Source organism: Nitrincola sp. A-D6 (genome assembly GCF_000764495.1).
Lineage (GTDB): Bacteria > Pseudomonadota > Gammaproteobacteria > Pseudomonadales > Balneatricaceae > Nitrincola.
Window position 1 is genome coordinate 23,226 of record NZ_JRLB01000036.1, and the last position, 16,092, is coordinate 39,317.

The 16,092-nt window shown below is 50.8% G+C and carries 17 protein-coding genes and 1 pseudogene; 8 read left to right on the forward strand and 10 right to left on the reverse strand.

All coding sequences use genetic code 11. The annotated features are described in order from the left end of the window. Positions 1–19: 19 nt before the first annotated feature. The 3 genes from LH51_RS20775 to LH51_RS06975 are packed head-to-tail and all read right to left on the reverse strand — an operon-like array spanning position 20 to position 3,716. On the reverse strand, positions 20–583 hold the full coding sequence (locus LH51_RS20775; RefSeq protein WP_160173692.1) for a methyl-accepting chemotaxis protein: 564 nt from the start codon (positions 581–583) through the stop codon (positions 20–22). Continuing rightward, positions 580–1,599, reverse strand: a complete 1,020-nt coding sequence (locus tag LH51_RS20780; RefSeq protein ID WP_160173693.1) for a methyl-accepting chemotaxis protein — start codon at positions 1,597–1,599, stop codon at positions 580–582. Before LH51_RS20780 ends, LH51_RS20775 begins: the two co-directional genes overlap by 4 nt. A gap of 29 nt (positions 1,600–1,628) precedes the next feature. After that, on the reverse strand, positions 1,629–3,716 hold the full coding sequence (locus tag LH51_RS06975) for a putative bifunctional diguanylate cyclase/phosphodiesterase (RefSeq protein ID WP_052063536.1): 2,088 nt from the start codon (positions 3,714–3,716) through the stop codon (positions 1,629–1,631). Between the two features lie 311 nt (positions 3,717–4,027). Here LH51_RS06975 and LH51_RS06980 point away from each other — a divergent pair. The 4 genes and pseudogenes from LH51_RS06980 (at position 4,028) to LH51_RS06995 (ending at position 7,420) form a co-directional block, all read left to right on the forward strand. Beyond that, a pseudogene (locus LH51_RS06980) lies at positions 4,028–4,940 on the forward strand (LysR family transcriptional regulator). Positions 4,941–5,023: 83 nt separating this feature from the next. Next, positions 5,024–6,373 (forward strand): class II 3-deoxy-7-phosphoheptulonate synthase, encoded by a 1,350-nt coding sequence (locus LH51_RS06985; protein ID WP_036520968.1) that lies wholly within the window; start codon positions 5,024–5,026, stop codon positions 6,371–6,373. Between the two features lies 1 nt (position 6,374). Continuing rightward, entirely contained in the window at positions 6,375–6,695 is a 321-nt protein-coding gene (locus LH51_RS23510) for a DUF3549 family protein (RefSeq protein WP_036520971.1), read from the forward strand. After that, complete coding sequence (locus LH51_RS06995) at positions 6,692–7,420, forward strand: DUF3549 family protein (RefSeq protein ID WP_036520974.1); 729 nt, start codon at positions 6,692–6,694, stop codon at positions 7,418–7,420. Before LH51_RS23510 ends, LH51_RS06995 begins: the two co-directional genes overlap by 4 nt. Here the strand turns inward: LH51_RS06995 and LH51_RS07000 are convergent. The 5 genes from LH51_RS07000 to LH51_RS07020 form a co-directional block, all read right to left on the reverse strand. Then, entirely contained in the window at positions 7,388–8,209 is an 822-nt protein-coding gene (locus LH51_RS07000; RefSeq protein ID WP_235263585.1) for a replication protein P, read from the reverse strand. The two genes, LH51_RS06995 and LH51_RS07000, sit on opposite strands and share 33 nt — an antisense overlap. Further along, entirely contained in the window at positions 8,127–9,083 is a 957-nt protein-coding gene (locus tag LH51_RS07005; RefSeq protein ID WP_036520975.1) for a DnaT-like ssDNA-binding domain-containing protein, read from the reverse strand. The genes LH51_RS07000 and LH51_RS07005 overlap by 83 nt, the downstream gene beginning before the upstream one ends. Positions 9,084–9,107: 24 nt before the next feature. Beyond that, entirely contained in the window at positions 9,108–9,521 is a 414-nt protein-coding gene (locus tag LH51_RS07010; RefSeq protein ID WP_036520976.1) for a CBS domain-containing protein, read from the reverse strand. Between the two features lie 105 nt (positions 9,522–9,626). Then, positions 9,627–10,481, reverse strand: a complete 855-nt coding sequence (gene purU, locus LH51_RS07015; protein ID WP_036520977.1) for a formyltetrahydrofolate deformylase — start codon at positions 10,479–10,481, stop codon at positions 9,627–9,629. A gap of 83 nt (positions 10,482–10,564) precedes the next feature. Continuing rightward, positions 10,565–10,903, reverse strand: coding sequence for a 4a-hydroxytetrahydrobiopterin dehydratase (locus LH51_RS07020; protein WP_036520978.1), 339 nt, complete (start codon positions 10,901–10,903; stop codon positions 10,565–10,567). Between the two features lie 152 nt (positions 10,904–11,055). On the opposite strand from LH51_RS07020, the gene LH51_RS07025 reads away from it, so the two are divergent. Genes LH51_RS07025 through nfsA form a run of 3 tightly spaced genes read left to right on the forward strand, consistent with a single transcriptional unit; the run spans position 11,056 to position 14,251 of the window. Then, a complete protein-coding gene (locus tag LH51_RS07025; RefSeq protein WP_036520979.1) occupies positions 11,056–12,600 on the forward strand; it encodes a thymidine phosphorylase family protein in 1,545 nt (514 codons plus the stop codon). Continuing rightward, the gene (locus LH51_RS07030; protein WP_036520980.1) at positions 12,597–13,493 is read left to right on the forward strand and encodes a ribose-phosphate pyrophosphokinase; all 897 of its coding nucleotides are present in this window, start codon (positions 12,597–12,599) and stop codon (positions 13,491–13,493) included. The genes LH51_RS07025 and LH51_RS07030 overlap by 4 nt, the downstream gene beginning before the upstream one ends. Before the next feature lie 17 nt (positions 13,494–13,510). Further along, positions 13,511–14,251, forward strand: a complete 741-nt coding sequence (gene nfsA, locus LH51_RS07035) for an oxygen-insensitive NADPH nitroreductase (RefSeq protein ID WP_036520981.1) — start codon at positions 13,511–13,513, stop codon at positions 14,249–14,251. A gap of 70 nt (positions 14,252–14,321) precedes the next feature. Here nfsA and LH51_RS07040 read toward each other — a convergent pair whose 3' ends face one another. Next, positions 14,322–14,768, reverse strand: coding sequence for a flavodoxin (locus tag LH51_RS07040; RefSeq protein ID WP_036520982.1), 447 nt, complete (start codon positions 14,766–14,768; stop codon positions 14,322–14,324). Between the two features lie 100 nt (positions 14,769–14,868). Here LH51_RS07040 and LH51_RS07045 point away from each other — a divergent pair, with 100 nt between their 5' ends. Then, on the forward strand, positions 14,869–15,261 hold the full coding sequence (locus tag LH51_RS07045) for a hypothetical protein (RefSeq protein WP_235263586.1): 393 nt from the start codon (positions 14,869–14,871) through the stop codon (positions 15,259–15,261). A gap of 75 nt (positions 15,262–15,336) precedes the next feature. Here the strand turns inward: LH51_RS07045 and LH51_RS07050 are convergent, their stop codons facing one another. Next, positions 15,337–15,546 carry a cold-shock protein gene (locus LH51_RS07050; protein WP_036520985.1) on the reverse strand — a complete coding sequence of 70 codons (210 nt, stop codon included), beginning with the start codon at positions 15,544–15,546 and terminating at the stop codon, positions 15,337–15,339. Positions 15,547–16,092: the final 546 nt, after the last annotated feature.

Sequence of the window (16,092 nt, forward strand, 5' to 3'; positions counted from 1 at the left end):
CACCAGCCTCTGCCTGTTTTCATAAAACGCCTTGACGCGCCCAAAACTGAGCGGCCAGCTCTTCGAACCGATTAGCTACACCTAACACACCGCCACTAGTGACTTTACTCTCCTCCACTAAGCCCAAATTGCTTTCGGATGACTGGCGGATACTGCTAATGCTGCGATTAATTTCTTCTGCCACCTGACTTTGTTGCTCTACAGCTGTCGCTATCTGAGTGCTCATATCACGGATACCCTGTATTGAATGGTAAATATCATCCAGGGCCGCAACCGTCAGTTGCCCTTGTCCAACACAGTCCTCAGCATGGCGTTCGCCCGCCTCCATCACCGCAACTGCTCGGGTTGAACCACTTTCAAGTGCATCAATCATCTCACGGATATTTTCAGTAGAGGCCTGGGTACGACTGGCCAGTGAGCGTACTTCATCAGCCACTACGGCAAATCCTCGTCCGGTATCACCCGCTCTGGCGGCCTCAATAGCCGCATTTAATGCCAATAAATTAGTTTGCTCAGCGATTCCTTTGATCACATCAAGCACCGAAGCTATATCACTACTGCTCTGCTTCACCTGACGAATCACTTTGCCCCCTCAGCAATTTCCTGGCGCAGAGACTGAATCAATGACTGCGTCTCACTCACCACTTTTTTGCCGGCTGCGACTGACTCAAGCCCAGCATAGGCCATAGTTGAGGTTTGCTGAGCATTATGGGCAACCTCTTGCACACTGGCTGACATCTCATTAATGGCGGCTGCCACCTGGTCGGTTTCAGAAAACTGTCGTTGAATACCATCACTGGAACTGCCTACAGCAGCATTCATGGAGGTGGCCCCCTGCATCATACTGCCGGCTGAATCGGAGATACGGCCAACCAGACCGGCTGTTTCTGCTTCCAATGCTTTGAATGCCAATAAAATCTCCCCTACTTCATCCTTGCGTCCGGTATATACATATTGCCCTACCGGATCGTTAATAACCCGACGCGCCTTGGCTACAGCATGTCGTAACGGCGACAGGGTTAACCACTGCCCCAGCATGGCAACCACAAGGGCCAACACAACAACACCTGCCATCAGTGCTGACGATTCCAGCCAAAGCAAACCCGCCAGCAGCGCAAGGAAAGGCAGGAGAAACCAACATTGCAGGCGCACATTAAAGGACAAGCTGCCGGACAGCTGTTTAGGTTTTTTGCCCGCTGACAAAGCGGCGTAAAGCTTCTCCGCCCGGGCCACTGACTTACGATCGGCGCGACGACGGATAGATTGGTATTCAGCTACTTTGCCTGCCTGCAATATCGGCGTGACATAGGCATCCACCCAGTAATGGTCACCATTTTTGCAACGGTTTTTAACCAACCCCATCCATGAGTTACCGGATTTGACGCGCGTCCACAGCTGAGCAAATGCTGCAGGTGGCATATCAGGATGCCTGACCATATTGTGATTGTTGCCAATTAGCTCTTCACGAGTAAAACCGCTTATCTTGACAAAATCTTCATTAGCATAGGTTATGGCGCCTTTAAGATCGGTAGTAGTCAGGATGTTTGCTGTATCCGGAAAGCCAGCCTCTTGTTGCGTGACTGGTAAATTTTTTTTCATCGTTATTTCCCTAAAACTGATAAGAGATATTAGTGATTGGTATCTTTATTGCTCAAAAAAAGAGCTTCCAGATGATCGGCTGATAAAGGACGGGAGAAAAAATACCCCTGCCCGAAATCACACTGTGCTGACTTGAGTAACGCTTTTTGCTCCTGTGTTTCAATCCCCTCGGCTACCACCTGAATCCCCAGCCTGTGTGCCATGACGATCATCGCCTCACACAGGGCCAGATCGTCTGAATCAGCTTGAAGATTCATTACAAAAGACCGGTCTATTTTCAAAAAATCTATATCCATACGTTTCAGATAGGATAAGGATGAATAACCCGTACCAAAATCATCTAAAGCAACCTCCATACCTGCATCGCGAATCAGTAGCAGACAGTTTTCAATATCAGCTGAATTTTCCATCAGCATGCCTTCAGTGATTTCCAGTGAGATAGTTTTGCAGCTCAGGCAGCGCTCTCGCAGATAATCGATCCAACCGGACACTCGATGGGTATCATCACGGTATTGTACTGGCGATGTATTAATGCTGATCTGAAAGGGTCGCTGCAGCAGCGATTGCCAGGCTTCAGATTGACTCACCGCTTCACGAAACACCCAATCGCCTATCTCGGAAATCAGCCCGGTTTCCTCTGCAACAGGGATAAACTCTGCCGGACTCACCAGCCCCAGTTCCGGGTGCTGCCAGCGAATCAAGGCTTCAACCTTTGATAGCTGCTCATCAGCCAGGTTCACAATCGGCTGATACTCCAGAAATAGCTGTTTCGCCGACAGAGCATGACGCAAATCCTTTGCCAGTTGCATACGTCGTTGTGCTGTTAACTGCATGGTTTCGGTAAAGAACTGGTAACGCCCCCGACCTGTAACTTTGGCACTGAACATCGCCTGATCGGCGTTTTTTAACAGCTCCCAGGGGTCTCTGCCATCTTCCGGGCAGAAAGTGACACCAAAGCTGACCGAAGTAAAAATTATCTCATCTCCAAGTTCAAAGGGCTGCTCAAAGGCACTGCGCACTTTCATCACCAACTGCTCAACACTGACCTGATCAGTCAAGCCGGTCAACAACAGGGCAAACTGGTCGCCACTAAAGCGCGCTACCATATCAGTACTACGTACCTGAGCTTCAAGCCGATCACCCACTAAAATAAGTAAATCATCGCCCAGTTTATGCCCAAGGGTATCGTTAATCTCTTTGAAGCCATCCAGGTCCATAAAAATTAATGCCAAGCCCTGGCTGGTTCGACTCAGACGGTTAATCTCTTGCTCCAACCGTAAGGTCAATAACTGACGGTTGGGTAAGTTAGTCAAAGAATCGAAGTTGGCTTGTCGCCAGATCAGCTCTTCACTTTGTTTCTGTTGTGTAATATCGGAAAAAATGGCTATGCGCCGAAACACCTCACCCTGACAAGTGTAGGCCGTATGAATCGACAGCCACTTGGGGTAAACCTCGCCGTTTTTGCGCCGATCAAAAATTTCACCCTCCCAGCTTCCCTGGGTATTAAGGCTATGCCACATTGCGTCATAGAAAGCCGCATCATGATGACCTGAGCTCAGCAGTGACGGTCTGCCACCCACTACTTCATTTGAATCATAGCCAGTGACTTTAGTGAAAGCCGGATTGACGCTAATGATGACACCCTCAGGGTTAGTAATCATAATTGCTTCACGCGCATACTCCCTGACCAGTTCTGCCAACTGCAGGGTTTCACTGACTTGTTGCGTTTCATTCTGATAAAAAATATAACCGAGTATACGTAGCAGTTGGCCCTGCTCATCCCACTCCGGCATAGTGAAATCACGCACCCAACAATAACAACCGGAGTGACACTTGAGCCGGTAGATCTGCTCGAAGCAACTGGATTTTATCGAAAGATAATGCGCTACCTCAGCTTCAATCTGTGGCAGATCATCAGGATGTATCAGGCTGGTATAGCGTAGTTTTTCCCGAATCAGCTCTGTTGCATCATAACCAAGCAGCTCGCGGATATTGTCGGAGACAAACTCAACCGGCCAACCCTGCTGTGCAGACCAGACAAAAATGGCAACCGGCCCACCGGAAAACAGATCGAGAATGCTGTGCTGATACTGTCGTGCTACGACTGAAATATCCATAGATCTCCGGCTAATTATTATTCCCATACAAAAATACAGGAAAATACTGATACAGATCAACTTAAATGAAATACTTCTACATTAAACACTTTAAAAGTATGCATTTTTATGATTGGTAATAGCTAATTTAGCAACCTTTCCATTAATCATCCATTATATAACCACTCTTTTTACATGCTAACTCCAGGTTTAAATTTAAGCCCGGCTAGAGCTTGTTCAGTTCAACCGCTATACTCAGTGACAACTGGTTTTTGACAAATAGCTACACGCTCGATCGCAACACCCATTTAATCCCCCGCATGGAGTTGGGCATGGTTGAATTTCGTCATTTGAAAACCCTGACAGCACTGCGTGATGCAGGCAGTCTGGTGGAAGCCGCCGAACGCGTGCATCTGACACAATCTGCACTATCGCATCAGATTAAGGACCTGGAGGAACGCCTCAACTGCTCTTTGTTTATCCGCAAAACCAAACCTATCTCCTTTACGGCAGCAGGCAAGCGCTTACTGTCTCTGGCTGATGAGCTTTTGCCAATGATCCGCAATGCTGAGCGTGACATTGCCAGACTGGCTGGCGGTGAGGTAGGGCGACTGAACATCTGCATTGAGTGCCACAGCTGCTTTGACTGGCTGATGCCAACCATCGACCATTTTCGTCAGAACTGGCCCGAAGTGGAAATGGACCTGAGTACCGGCTTCAGTTTTCAACCTTACCGGCCCTGAGCCGTGGTGATCTGGATCTGGTGATCACCTCGGACCCGGAACCCCGCAATGGCATTACCTACCTGCCTTATTCAGCTACGAGTCGGTATTAGTCATCAGCAAGCAACACCCGCTGATGCGTAAAAAGCAGATACAACCGGGTGATCTGTGTAATGAAACCCTGATCACCTACCCGATTGATCATGCACGTCTGGATATTTTCAGTCGTTTCCTTGACCCGGCTGGCAAAGAGCCTGCACAAACCCGTACCGCAGAGCTGACTGTAATGATCATGCAACTGGTCGCCAGTGGCCGTGGTGTCTCTGCCCTACCCAACTGGGCGATCCATGAATACCTGCAACATGACTATATTGCGGCTCGACCACTGGGTGAAAAGGGCTTGTGGTGCACACTTTACGCCGCTATTCGTAGCGAGCAGGCCGAAGCCGAATTTATGCTGGACTTTCTTGATACAGCCCGCGACATTACCTTTCGCAACCTGAGCGGAATTAAAACCGCCTGACGCTTGTTTCTCTGTGTCAAAACCTTAAACTCTCTGGTTTACGTTTTGACCACTTTACGTTTTGAACACATAGAAGAGACACTATGGAAAACTGGACCCCCGACAGCTGGAGAAGCAAACCCATCCTTCAACAACCAGTTTATCCTGATCAGGATGAACTGGCAGCAGCTGAGCAATTGCTCGGCAATTTTCCTCCGCTGGTGTTTGCGGGTGAAATCCGCTCCCTGACACGCTCATTGGCCAAGGTATCCGCTGGTGAAGCCTTTTTACTCCAGGGGGGCGACTGTGCCGAAAGCTTTAGCGAATTCAGTGCCAACAAAATTCGTAATACGTTCCAGGTTCTGCTGCAGATGGCGGTGGTAATGACCTTTGCCGGCAGCAGCCCGGTGGTCAAAATAGGCAGAATTGCCGGTCAGTTTGCCAAGCCTCGCTCAGCTGGAACCGAAACCCTGAACGGCATAGAGTTACCCAGTTATCGCGGCGACATTATCAATGATATTGCCTTTAATGAAGCGGCACGCCAACCTGACCCCAAGCGCCTGATTGCGGCTTACCATCAGTCAGCGTCCACACTCAACCTGTTACGTGCGTTTGCCAGTGGTGGCTTTGCCGATCTGCACCAGGTACACCGCTGGAACCGCGGCTTTATCGACAAAAGCCCTCAGGGCGAGAAGTATCAACACCTGGCCGATCAAATCACCCAAACCCTGGCGTTTATGGATGCCTGCGGCATCAATTCACAAAATACCCCGCAGTTGCATGAAACCTCACTCTATACCTCACATGAGGCGCTGCTGCTGAACTACGAGCAGGCACTGACCCGCCAGGACAGTCTGACCGGAGACTGGTACGACTGTTCAGCACACATGCTCTGGATCGGTGACCGTACCCGTCAGCCGGATCATGCCCATGTTGAGTTCCTGCGAGGCGTACACAACCCTATTGGTATTAAGGTTGGCCCCAGCACCCAGTGTAATGATCTACTGAAACTGCTGGATATGCTGAATCCAGGCCGCGTTCCAGGGCGTATCACTCTGATTGCCCGGATGGGGGCCGAGAAGATCACCGAACTCCTGCCACCGATTGTGCGTGAAATCAAAGCTTCCGGCCATCCGGTGGTCTGGAGTTCAGATCCGATGCACGGCAATATCATGAAGGCTTCCAGTGGCTACAAAACCCGCAGTGTCGATGCCATTCTGAAAGAGATGCAGGGTTTCTTTGAGGTTCATCGTGCCGAAGGTACCCATGCGGGTGGCGTACACTTTGAAATGACCGGTGATAATGTCACCGAGTGTATCGGCGGCGCTTTCCAGATTACTGAAGAAGGCCTGGCACATCGCTACCACACCCACTGTGATCCACGTCTGAATGCTGACCAATCATTGGAACTGGCTTTTCTGATTGCCGATACACTCAAGGCGGCACGAGGTTAAGATGGAAAAACTGCTGACACAGCTACTGCAACACGACGACAACCGGCTGCTCATTTTTGATATGGGCCGTCGCATCAGTAAGCTACCGATCGAGACTTTCACCCGGGTTGAGCAGAACCAAGTCCCTTACCCCTTGCCTTTTTTACATCATGCCTGGGTAGGACTTCTGCTGTGGAATCCATCAGCAAAAGATCAGAACCTGATCTGGTTTCTGAAACTGCCGCTGGATGAGCAGGGTTTTTTAATACAGGCGGCACGTGATGATATTGTCAATCGCTTGCTACAAAACGCCATGGACCGCAGTCGCAGCAGGATGCCTTGAAAGATAACCCCTTCGCTTTCACTCCCGATCAGGAAAAAATGGCCTGTTTCCATGCACTGGCCAGTCGTACACTACAAACCCCGGCCTCACGGTATTATGAAGATGTGCAGCAATACCTTGCGGGTCAACTGGATAGAGATTACTGGAACAATCTGGGACTGCAAGGGTTGGCGGATTTTGTGATGCGCCTGGATCAGGGTGACAATACAACTCAGCTGCGTAAGCGCTTAACCCAACTACCGGAGCCCTTGCTGTTGATGCTGGCACATCTGCTGGAACACACGCAGCCTGATCACGCACTGCAACAACAGCTAACTGATCATCTGCTGCAGTTGTTACAGCGCCTGGACACAGCACCGGAATTGATCGCCGCACTGATTCGCAGCATTTCTGCTGGCAATGACATGGCAGGACGTGATCAGGCTTTGGACGCCGTGTTAGCCAGCCCCTTTGCCCTGGAAGCTGAGGTGATCGTGGCACTGGCAACCCGCTGCCATACCAGCCTTAATCAACCGCAGCGGCTACAGCTGTTTCTGGAGCAACTGGCCGCGGGCAAAGCCGGTCAGTTGGGCTTCAACCGCATCCTCAGTGACCTGATGTTTCTTGCCGACCTGCGCCCTCGCATCCTTGAGGCCTTTCGTGACCCCCAACGTAGCGACACACTGAGCCAGGCCATCGGTGAAATGCTGGGTTCAGGGTTTTCCACCCAGGTTAACGCCCATTGATGTATCCACTGGCAGCAGCAGGTTCAGGCCCATGGCCTCAACCTGCTGCTGCGCATCCGCCCGTAAACGCTCACGGATTCGAGTACCCAGGGGCTTGGTCATGTAATACAGCAGGCTTTCCGGTAGTTGATGCTCTGTCGCGAAAGCCTGAATAAAGCGTGCGGTGGTATTGTCCTGCTGATCACTGATCGCTTTGGGGATTGGTTGCTCCAGCGTTTCACCCCGGCGTACCCGCTGACAGAACAGATCATAGGCATAACCGAACTCCGGCAACACCTGCCCCTGCTCCTCAGAGCGCAAACGGAACCAGCCTGTCTCTTTACCCGCCAGATAAACCGCTACATGACTCCAACTGTGCGCCAACGGATCGGCCGCATACTGGCAGGCTTCCTGATAAGCCGCATAGGGAGCAGGCAAACCAAAATCGCCATTAATACTACGCAGAATGGCCAGAAATTCTGATACCGTTGGCATCCAGGCCAGGGTTTCCTTGCAACGATTGACGGCAGCGACCAGATCGGTTTCCGCATAGCCACGCAAACTCAAGGCCCACTCACGCTTGGCCAGACGTATCTCATTCTGCGTTTCAAAACAGCTTTTAAATTTATGCCCATAAATCGCCATAAAGCGGGCGAAAATCATATTCACATGGGCTTTGGTTTCTAGCGGTATATCGGTAATGCGGCTGTCATCGGCCGCATAGTCGTCACCAATCGGTGTCCTTGATGTCCATGATGGCCGCGGTAACCCGTTTTCGGTTTTCGCGAGTATCTCTTCGGGTGTTTTCATTCAGTTGACCTGCCGGTTGCTGTTCATGTGCTCTGGGGGCGGCATCACGGGATTGCTTCTTAACCCACTCGCGCTTGACCCAACCCAGAAACTTCTGATCCCAGTTGGTTTCCTTGCGATCTTTATCCAGCCAGTAGAGCACAAATTCATCCAGACACTGGGTAGAAAAAGCTTCAGGTATACCCTGACGCGCCAGCATATCGTGGAAGGCGGGCCCTGGAGCCCAGCCCATTGTCATCGGGATCAAGCGCTGGTTACGCTCTTCATGCCAATCAAAAATCTGCTCCAACTCATCTTTATCACGACGCCAGCCGGAGGTACCACCAAAAACCGGAGCCGGTCCACGCTGTCGACCCTTAGTCGTTGCAGGAGGGGCCGATACCGGAGGCGCCGATACCGGCGGCGTATCATAAACAGGTAAAGAGCGATTAGCAGCAGGTGCTGACGGTGAAGGCTGCTCAGACGGTTGAACTGGCTGGGCTGGCTGTTCTGCAACCGGCTGACGTTGCAGTTTTAATGTACCGCCCTGACCACGCTCAACGTGCAGTAACGCCTGACGCTCCAGACTATCCAGGGTCTGGTAAAAGTGGGCTTCACTCCAGAAAGGCGTCAAGATTTGCCAGTGCCCGGGAGGTAGCAGTACACCTTCGCCCGGAGACCGGTCTCCTACATGATGGGCAATACTGTTGTGGGAGCTCGCTCCGCGAGCGATGGTTTTATCGCCCGGAGACCGGGCTCCTACGGCAGAGCCCGGTAGCCCATTAAAATGAAACTGTTCGTTAAGCAGGCTTAACAAAATAGCTTCATCTGTGCCATATCGCTCAGCTATAGAGGGATAAAACAGCACAGGTTTTTCCGGAAACAGACTACTCATAAACGTTTAACTACCCAACTCCACTTAACCGTCATTGGCAAAATCTTCCACAGCACGCAGCACATCGGCACGTGAGATCATACCGACCAGCTTACCGGCTCTGACAACCGGCAAACAGCGGCGCCCCTTATCGATAAAGGTTCTGGATACAGAGATAATATCGGCATCATGTTTGATGGTATCAACATCACGCGACATATAATCTTGCACTTTACCACCACTACCCATCTCCTCTTCATGATAGGTCTGGCTGAGAATAGCACGCAAGCCATCTACTTCTGATAGCAGTCCTACAAGTTCTCCATCTGCACTGGTCACTGGAGCGGCGGACAGCTTATATTCACGTAACACCATCAACGCGCGGAAAAGGTCCATTTCCGGCAAAAAAGTGACCAACTTACCCGCCATATAATCCTGAGCTTTAACAGATCTTAGCATTGTCGTTATCCTCTGTTGACCGACCATCAGGACAAACCTGAATTCATCCTGTCTGATTCTAAGTGTAGCGTATTTTTAGTTAATTCCGGCTTTCTCCCGGCATAATCAGGCAAACACTATGGTTTTATTACCGTGTACCAGCACCCGATCTTCAAGATGCCAGCGTAACCCCCGCGCCAACACCGCTTTTTCGACATCACGTCCTAGTCTGACCATTTCTTCCGGGTGATCGCGGTGACTGATGCGGGTCACATCCTGATCAATGATCGGTCCGGCATCCAGATCCTCGGTCACATAATGACAGGTAGCCCCGATCAATTTGACTCCACGTTCATGGGCCTGATGGTAAGGGCGCGCACCGGCAAAAGATGGCAGGAAGCTGTGATGAATATTAATAATCCGGTGCGGGAAATGAGCACACATACCGGCTGGCAATATCTGCATATAACGTGCAAGCACCACCGCATCGGCATCGTGTTCCAGAATCAGTTTTTCCACCTGATCAAAGTGCGCCTGCTTATTATCCGCATCAACCGGTACATGGTGATAAGGAATCCCATGCCATTCCACCATACTGCGTAACTTGTCATGGTTGGAGATCACACAGGGGATTTCACAGAAGAGTTCTTCACTGTGATAACGATACAGCAGATCGGCAAGGCAATGTGACTCACGACTGGCCATCAGCACCACACGCTTGGGACGATTGGAATCCTGTATTTCCCAATCCATGCCAAAAGAGTTAGCAATGGGAGTAAAGGCTTCTTTCAACGCGTCCAGCGTAAAGGGCAGGGTGGCTGCACTGATTTCTACACGCATAAAAAAACAGCCGGATACAGGGTCAGAATGCTGATTGGCATCGGCAATGGAGCCACCGTGACTGGAAATAAAATTACTCACCATTGAGACAATACCCACCCGATCCGGACAGGAGAGTATCAAGCGAAAACGACGTTCCATGATTTTAAAAATTCCCGCAAATTAAACATGTGCGTATCTTATCAGGAACAGCTACAACAGCGAACCGTCCGTTGCGGCCAGGATCATTTTTCACGTTGATAAAGCAGTTCAGTTTCAATAGCACAGAGAAAATCACCCTGCTGCACACCGCCAATTTTGTGGGTATACCATACCACTGTTACCTTCCCCCAGCTCGTCAGCAAATCAGGATGATGGCCAATGGATTCAGCAAACTCCCCTACGCGATTGGTAAAGACCAGTGCCCTGGCAAAGTCAGGAAAACTGAATTCACGCTTCAGCTTTAGTTCGCCCGCCTCCGCCTCCAGGCTCCAGTCCGGAACGACCCTAAGCTCGGCCTGCGCCTGTTCCGCACTTAACTTTGGTGCATCACTTCTACAAAAGTTACACTGTTGATCTTTCATTTTAGCCTCTTCATTATATTGACCTCATTATTCTGGCCTTATTGCCAACAACCAGAAGGTCAGCTTTACTAACGTATAGAATCCGTATCTACTTTCATTTAAACGGCATGGTTTTATATTGGTGCCACTTGGGTAAAGGATAGTTCCTTAACATGAATTTTGTACCTGAACGCATGGCCCCCTTGCGCGCCCGTCGCATGGGGATAGATACACACCATGAGCCGACCCTCTACCTGCGTGCGGAAAGTCCGGTATGTCGCTCGGAAGGTTTTGAAAGCCTGTCGCGCATCCTTGCCAGCAGTCATGGAAATAAATGCATTATTGCGTCCTTAAATATCATTACCAGTGATCTGATCAGTGATGATGAAGTTGGATTTTCCGAAGTGGCCTGGCGCCGCTTCAAGGTCGAACCAGAGGCACCCGTGTGGCTCTCACATCCGCGCCCCGTTCACTCTCTATCGCATGTGCGTGCCAAGGTCTATGGGCACAGGTTGAGTGATGCGCAATTTAGTGACATTATCAACGATATCGTCGACGGTCAGTATGCTGAAGTACATTTGGCTGCATTTATTACCGCCTGCGGCGATGACAAATTGGATGATGACGAAATCACCTCCCTCACGCGTGCCATGGTCGATTCCGGTAGCCGCATAGACTGGAAGTTGCCAGTAGTGCTAGACAAACACTGCGTCGGTGGACTGCCTGGCAATCGCACCACACCGATTGTTATCTCCATACTGACTGCCTGTGGTATCACCATTCCCAAAACCTCATCACGCGCCATTACCTCGCCAGCAGGCACGGCTGACACCATGGAAACCCTGACTAATGTCAGCCTGTCACTGGATCAGATGCGCGATGTGGTCAGGCGTGTGGGGGGCTGTCTGGCCTGGGGCGGATCGGTACGCCTGAGTCCAGCCGATGACTTGTTGATACAAGTGGAGCGTGCTCTGGATATCGATAGTGAGGGGCAGTTAATTGCGTCCGTACTATCCAAAAAAATTGCCGCTGGCGCCACGCATGTGTTGATCGACATTCCGGTTGGCCCCACGGCCAAAGTACGTAGCCAGGCCGCCGCTGACAAGCTCGCCGCCAGCTTTGAAGCCGTTGCCGCCAATCTTGACCTGAAAATCCGGGTACTGTTTACCGATGGCTCACAACCTGTGGGTCGGGGTATAGGACCCGCGCTGGAAGCCAGAGATATTCTGGCGGTTCTACAGAACCGGGCCGACTCCCCCAGCGATCTTCGCGACAGAGCCGTTTTGATTGCTGGCGCCATGCTGGAAATGGTCAAGGATATGGCACCAGGAGAAGGCATCGACCTGGCGATGAAAACGCTGAATTCAGGTGCAGCATGGAATAAATTTATGGCGATCTGTGCAGCGCAGGGCGGCATGAAAACCCCGCCCATAGCACCCTACCGCTACGCCCTGATTGCCAAAAAAAGCGGTATCGTCACTAATATAGATAATCGCCAGCTATCCAAGGTGGCAAAACTTGCCGGCGCCCCTGCCGACCCGGCCGCTGGTGTTGATATGCACGTACACCTGGGACAACCGGTGGACGCAGGGACCCCCTTGCTAACCATTCATGCCGAAAGTGTGGGTGAGTTAAACTATGCCGTCGATTATCTCGGTGAACATACCGATATTATCTGTTTATCCACCGAGCGCAGAGACAAGGAAAAACACGGATGACAACACTCTTTTATAACCTCGAGTCAGACACCGCCCTGGCAGCACAAATTTGTGCTGCTTTGTCTGCAGAAGCTGGCACGCTGGAAATGCGCCAGTTTCCAGATGGTGAAAGCTATGTGCGTGTACATGACACCTGCCAACACCGCCCCTGTGTGGTTTTCTGTAACCTGTTCCATCCTGACAACAAGCTGCTGCGCTTGCTGTTTCTGGCTGATACCCTGCATGAACTGGGGGCCAGTCAGGTCATCCTGGTGACCCCTTATCTGGCCTATATGCGCCAGGATAAACGTTTTCATGAAGGCGAGTGTGTCAGCTCCGTACCCTTTGCCAGACTCCTGTCACAGGCATTTGATGGACTGATCACGATGGATCCACACCTGCACCGCTACGCCAGCCTGTCGGAAATCTACTCCATACCGACAAGCATCGTGTCAGCCGCGCCTTTGATTGCCAAATGGATCCAACAGCATATTACCAACCCTGTACTCATCGGACCGGATAGTGAAAGCGAGCAGTGGGTGTCTCATGTGGCCGAACTGGCCAATGCCCCCTTTCAGATTTTAGAAAAACAGCGCTTTGGGGATTATCAGGTATCGGTTTCCCTACCGGAGCTGGCTCCCTATCAGGCGCATCAACCGGTGCTGGTTGACGATATTATTTCCAGTGGCCGTACCATGCTGGAAACCATTGCACACCTTGATCGGGCCGGTCTTCCCCGAACTACAGCGATAGGCGTGCATGGTATTTTTGCTGGAAGCGCCTATGCGCAACTCAGTGAAAAAGCCCAGGTTGTCACTACCGACTGCATTCCGCACATCAGCAATCAGATTGAAATCAGTGCTGCTCTGGCCACCGCCATTCGCCGACTACAAACAGACCACTTAGCCTCGTAACCCTTTCAGGATATTCTATGACCAACCCGACCCTTGATTTACTCAAACAACACCGCTCCATCCGTAAATTTACCCCTCAAACAATTCCACAAGACTGGATAAACGCTATTATTGAAGCAGGTCAGGCGGCGGCGACCTCCAGCTTTATTCAAGCCTGCACGGTGATTCAGGTCTCGGATAGCCATACGCGTGAAGCCTTGGCTGAGTGTGCCGGTAATCAGGCCTATGTCGCCACGGCGCCAGTATTTCTGGTGTTCTGTGCCGATATGCAGCGGCACAAACTGGTGTGTGATATGCATAATGCCGAGATGCTCAGTGGCTTTACCGAGCAGTTTATTACCGCCACGGTGGACTGCGGCCTGTTTGCCCAGAACTGTGCCACAGCCGCAGAATCCCTGGGACTGGGGGTTGTCTATATTGGTGGTATTCGCAACCAGATAGCCCGGGTATCTGAGTTGCTGGCACTGCCAGAACTGGTCTATCCGGTGTTCGGCATGTGCATCGGCTACCCGGATCAAGATCCGGAAATCAAACCCCGCCTGCCACTGTCTGTGGTGTTAAAACAGGACAGGTATGTTGACAGCAGCGATGCTGATAGCATCCGCGAGTATGATCTGGCAGTCAGAGACTACTATCGCAGCCGCACAGGTGGCACCAAGGAGATGAGCTGGAGTGAGCAAATTTCCGGTATGCTGGTAAAAGAGGCCCGTCCACATATGCTGGGTTTTCTGCACAGCAAAGGCTTTCTAAAACGCTGAAATACTTGGAGGCTGTCCGAGGGTCACAGCAGCATCAAGCTGTCGTGACCCAATTGTTTCGCTAGTCATATCAAAGCGCCTGCATCCACTCCTTCATCCACTCCACAGCCATACCTTCCGGATCGGCTGTTTCACAAGCATCGATATACAGAACCTCACCGATACGTTGTGCCTGCAGCTCTTGCAGTAACTCATCACACTGACGTCCGGCATCGGCAAAGGTATCATAGGAGCTATCGCCCAGCGCAATGACGCCATAGCGACGCTCAGGCATCAGCGGAAACGCTTCACGCAGCTCACTCACCAGCGAATAGATATTGTCAGGCAACTCTCCCTGACCGGTTGTAGACGTACAGATAACCAACACCGCTTGCGGATGCGCCATTAAGTCATCCAGCGTTGCGTTGGAATAGACCTCGGCTTCATGGTCAGCACTGCGCAGCAGCTCGGCACATTCTTCGGCAACTGACGTACTGTTGCCATATACAGAACCCACTGCGAAGATCACACTCGCCATATCACTCCCCTTTATTAAAACTTACTGATTTACAATCATAATCGATAGTATCGCCACTTAACACGGTGAAGATTCAGGGTTTTTACACAGGGAACTCAATTTGCGCTATCCTGTAAGTCAGGTTACCTGCTTGCCGGAGATAGAGACCATGCCAGAAACCATGCCAGATGATTATTTCAGTGCCCTGCTGCTAAAACTGGAACGCCATGCTACAGAGCGAGAAGGGCAGCAAACTGTCACCCTGCCAATCCATCAGGAAGATTTTTTCAGGCTACAGGCACTTTGTGAGGTGTATGCTGTATCAATGAATGAACTTGGCCCTGCACTGTTTCAAACCCTGTTACAGGAAATGGAAGCACGCATGCCCTACCGCCCAGGGGCGAGAGTTATCCGTGAAGAAGATGGCGATCCGGTCTATGAAGATATCGGTCCGACGCCCCGCTACCTGGAGATTATCAGGCGACTGGAAAAAGCGGCAGATGAGTCAAACTGATGCAGTTTATGGCGCTATAAAACAAGACGGCGAACCCTTGGGTTCGCCGTCAGAAGGTACTATCTTAGTCTGAAATCAGACGATAGATACGTTCTCAGCCTGAGGGCCTTTCTGGCCCTGGGTAACTTCAAAAGTTACCTGCTGGTTTTCATGCAGTGTACGACGACCATTGCCGTTGATTGCACGGAAGTGTACGAATACATCCGGACCGTTCTCCTGCTGGATAAAACCGAATCCTTTCTCATCGTTGAACCATTTTACGGTACCGGTAACTAGCTGTGACATGTCTTGCCTCTTTCTTTTACGTATTTGCCATCAATTGGCATTCTTTCAAAAGACCGGATGATCCGGTCCCGTTTCTGTTCCTGCACCCGGATGACTCCGAATACACTGAACGCTGGTTAGAGAAGTCGATCTAAATGATCGGCTTCTCAGAATCTGTTTCCGACTGAACGGTCAAAGGTTGCAAGGCTGCGCACACAGATTTCCCGAGAATGATGCCATCCTGACGAGGGAAAAACTGATTGATCGATTGAGTAGTGTTCAAACGAGGGAGTGAGCGAATCAGCCTGAGCTGCTTGCTATTTTGTGAATATATTGACCGGAGTGGTGTTTTCCGATCAGTTGCGAACCGCAGCCCGCTTGTTTTAACTTGCATCAAATTTTCTATAACTCTAATCCAGCAACAAGGCTGGTAACCCGGTCAAAACATTTACAGACACGCTGTAATTCGAAACACAACCGCTTACCGGGAAGCTGTTGATAAAAATAACTATACACCTGTTTTGACGAATTACAACGTTGAAAAGGTTAATAATTGCGGATTTGTCA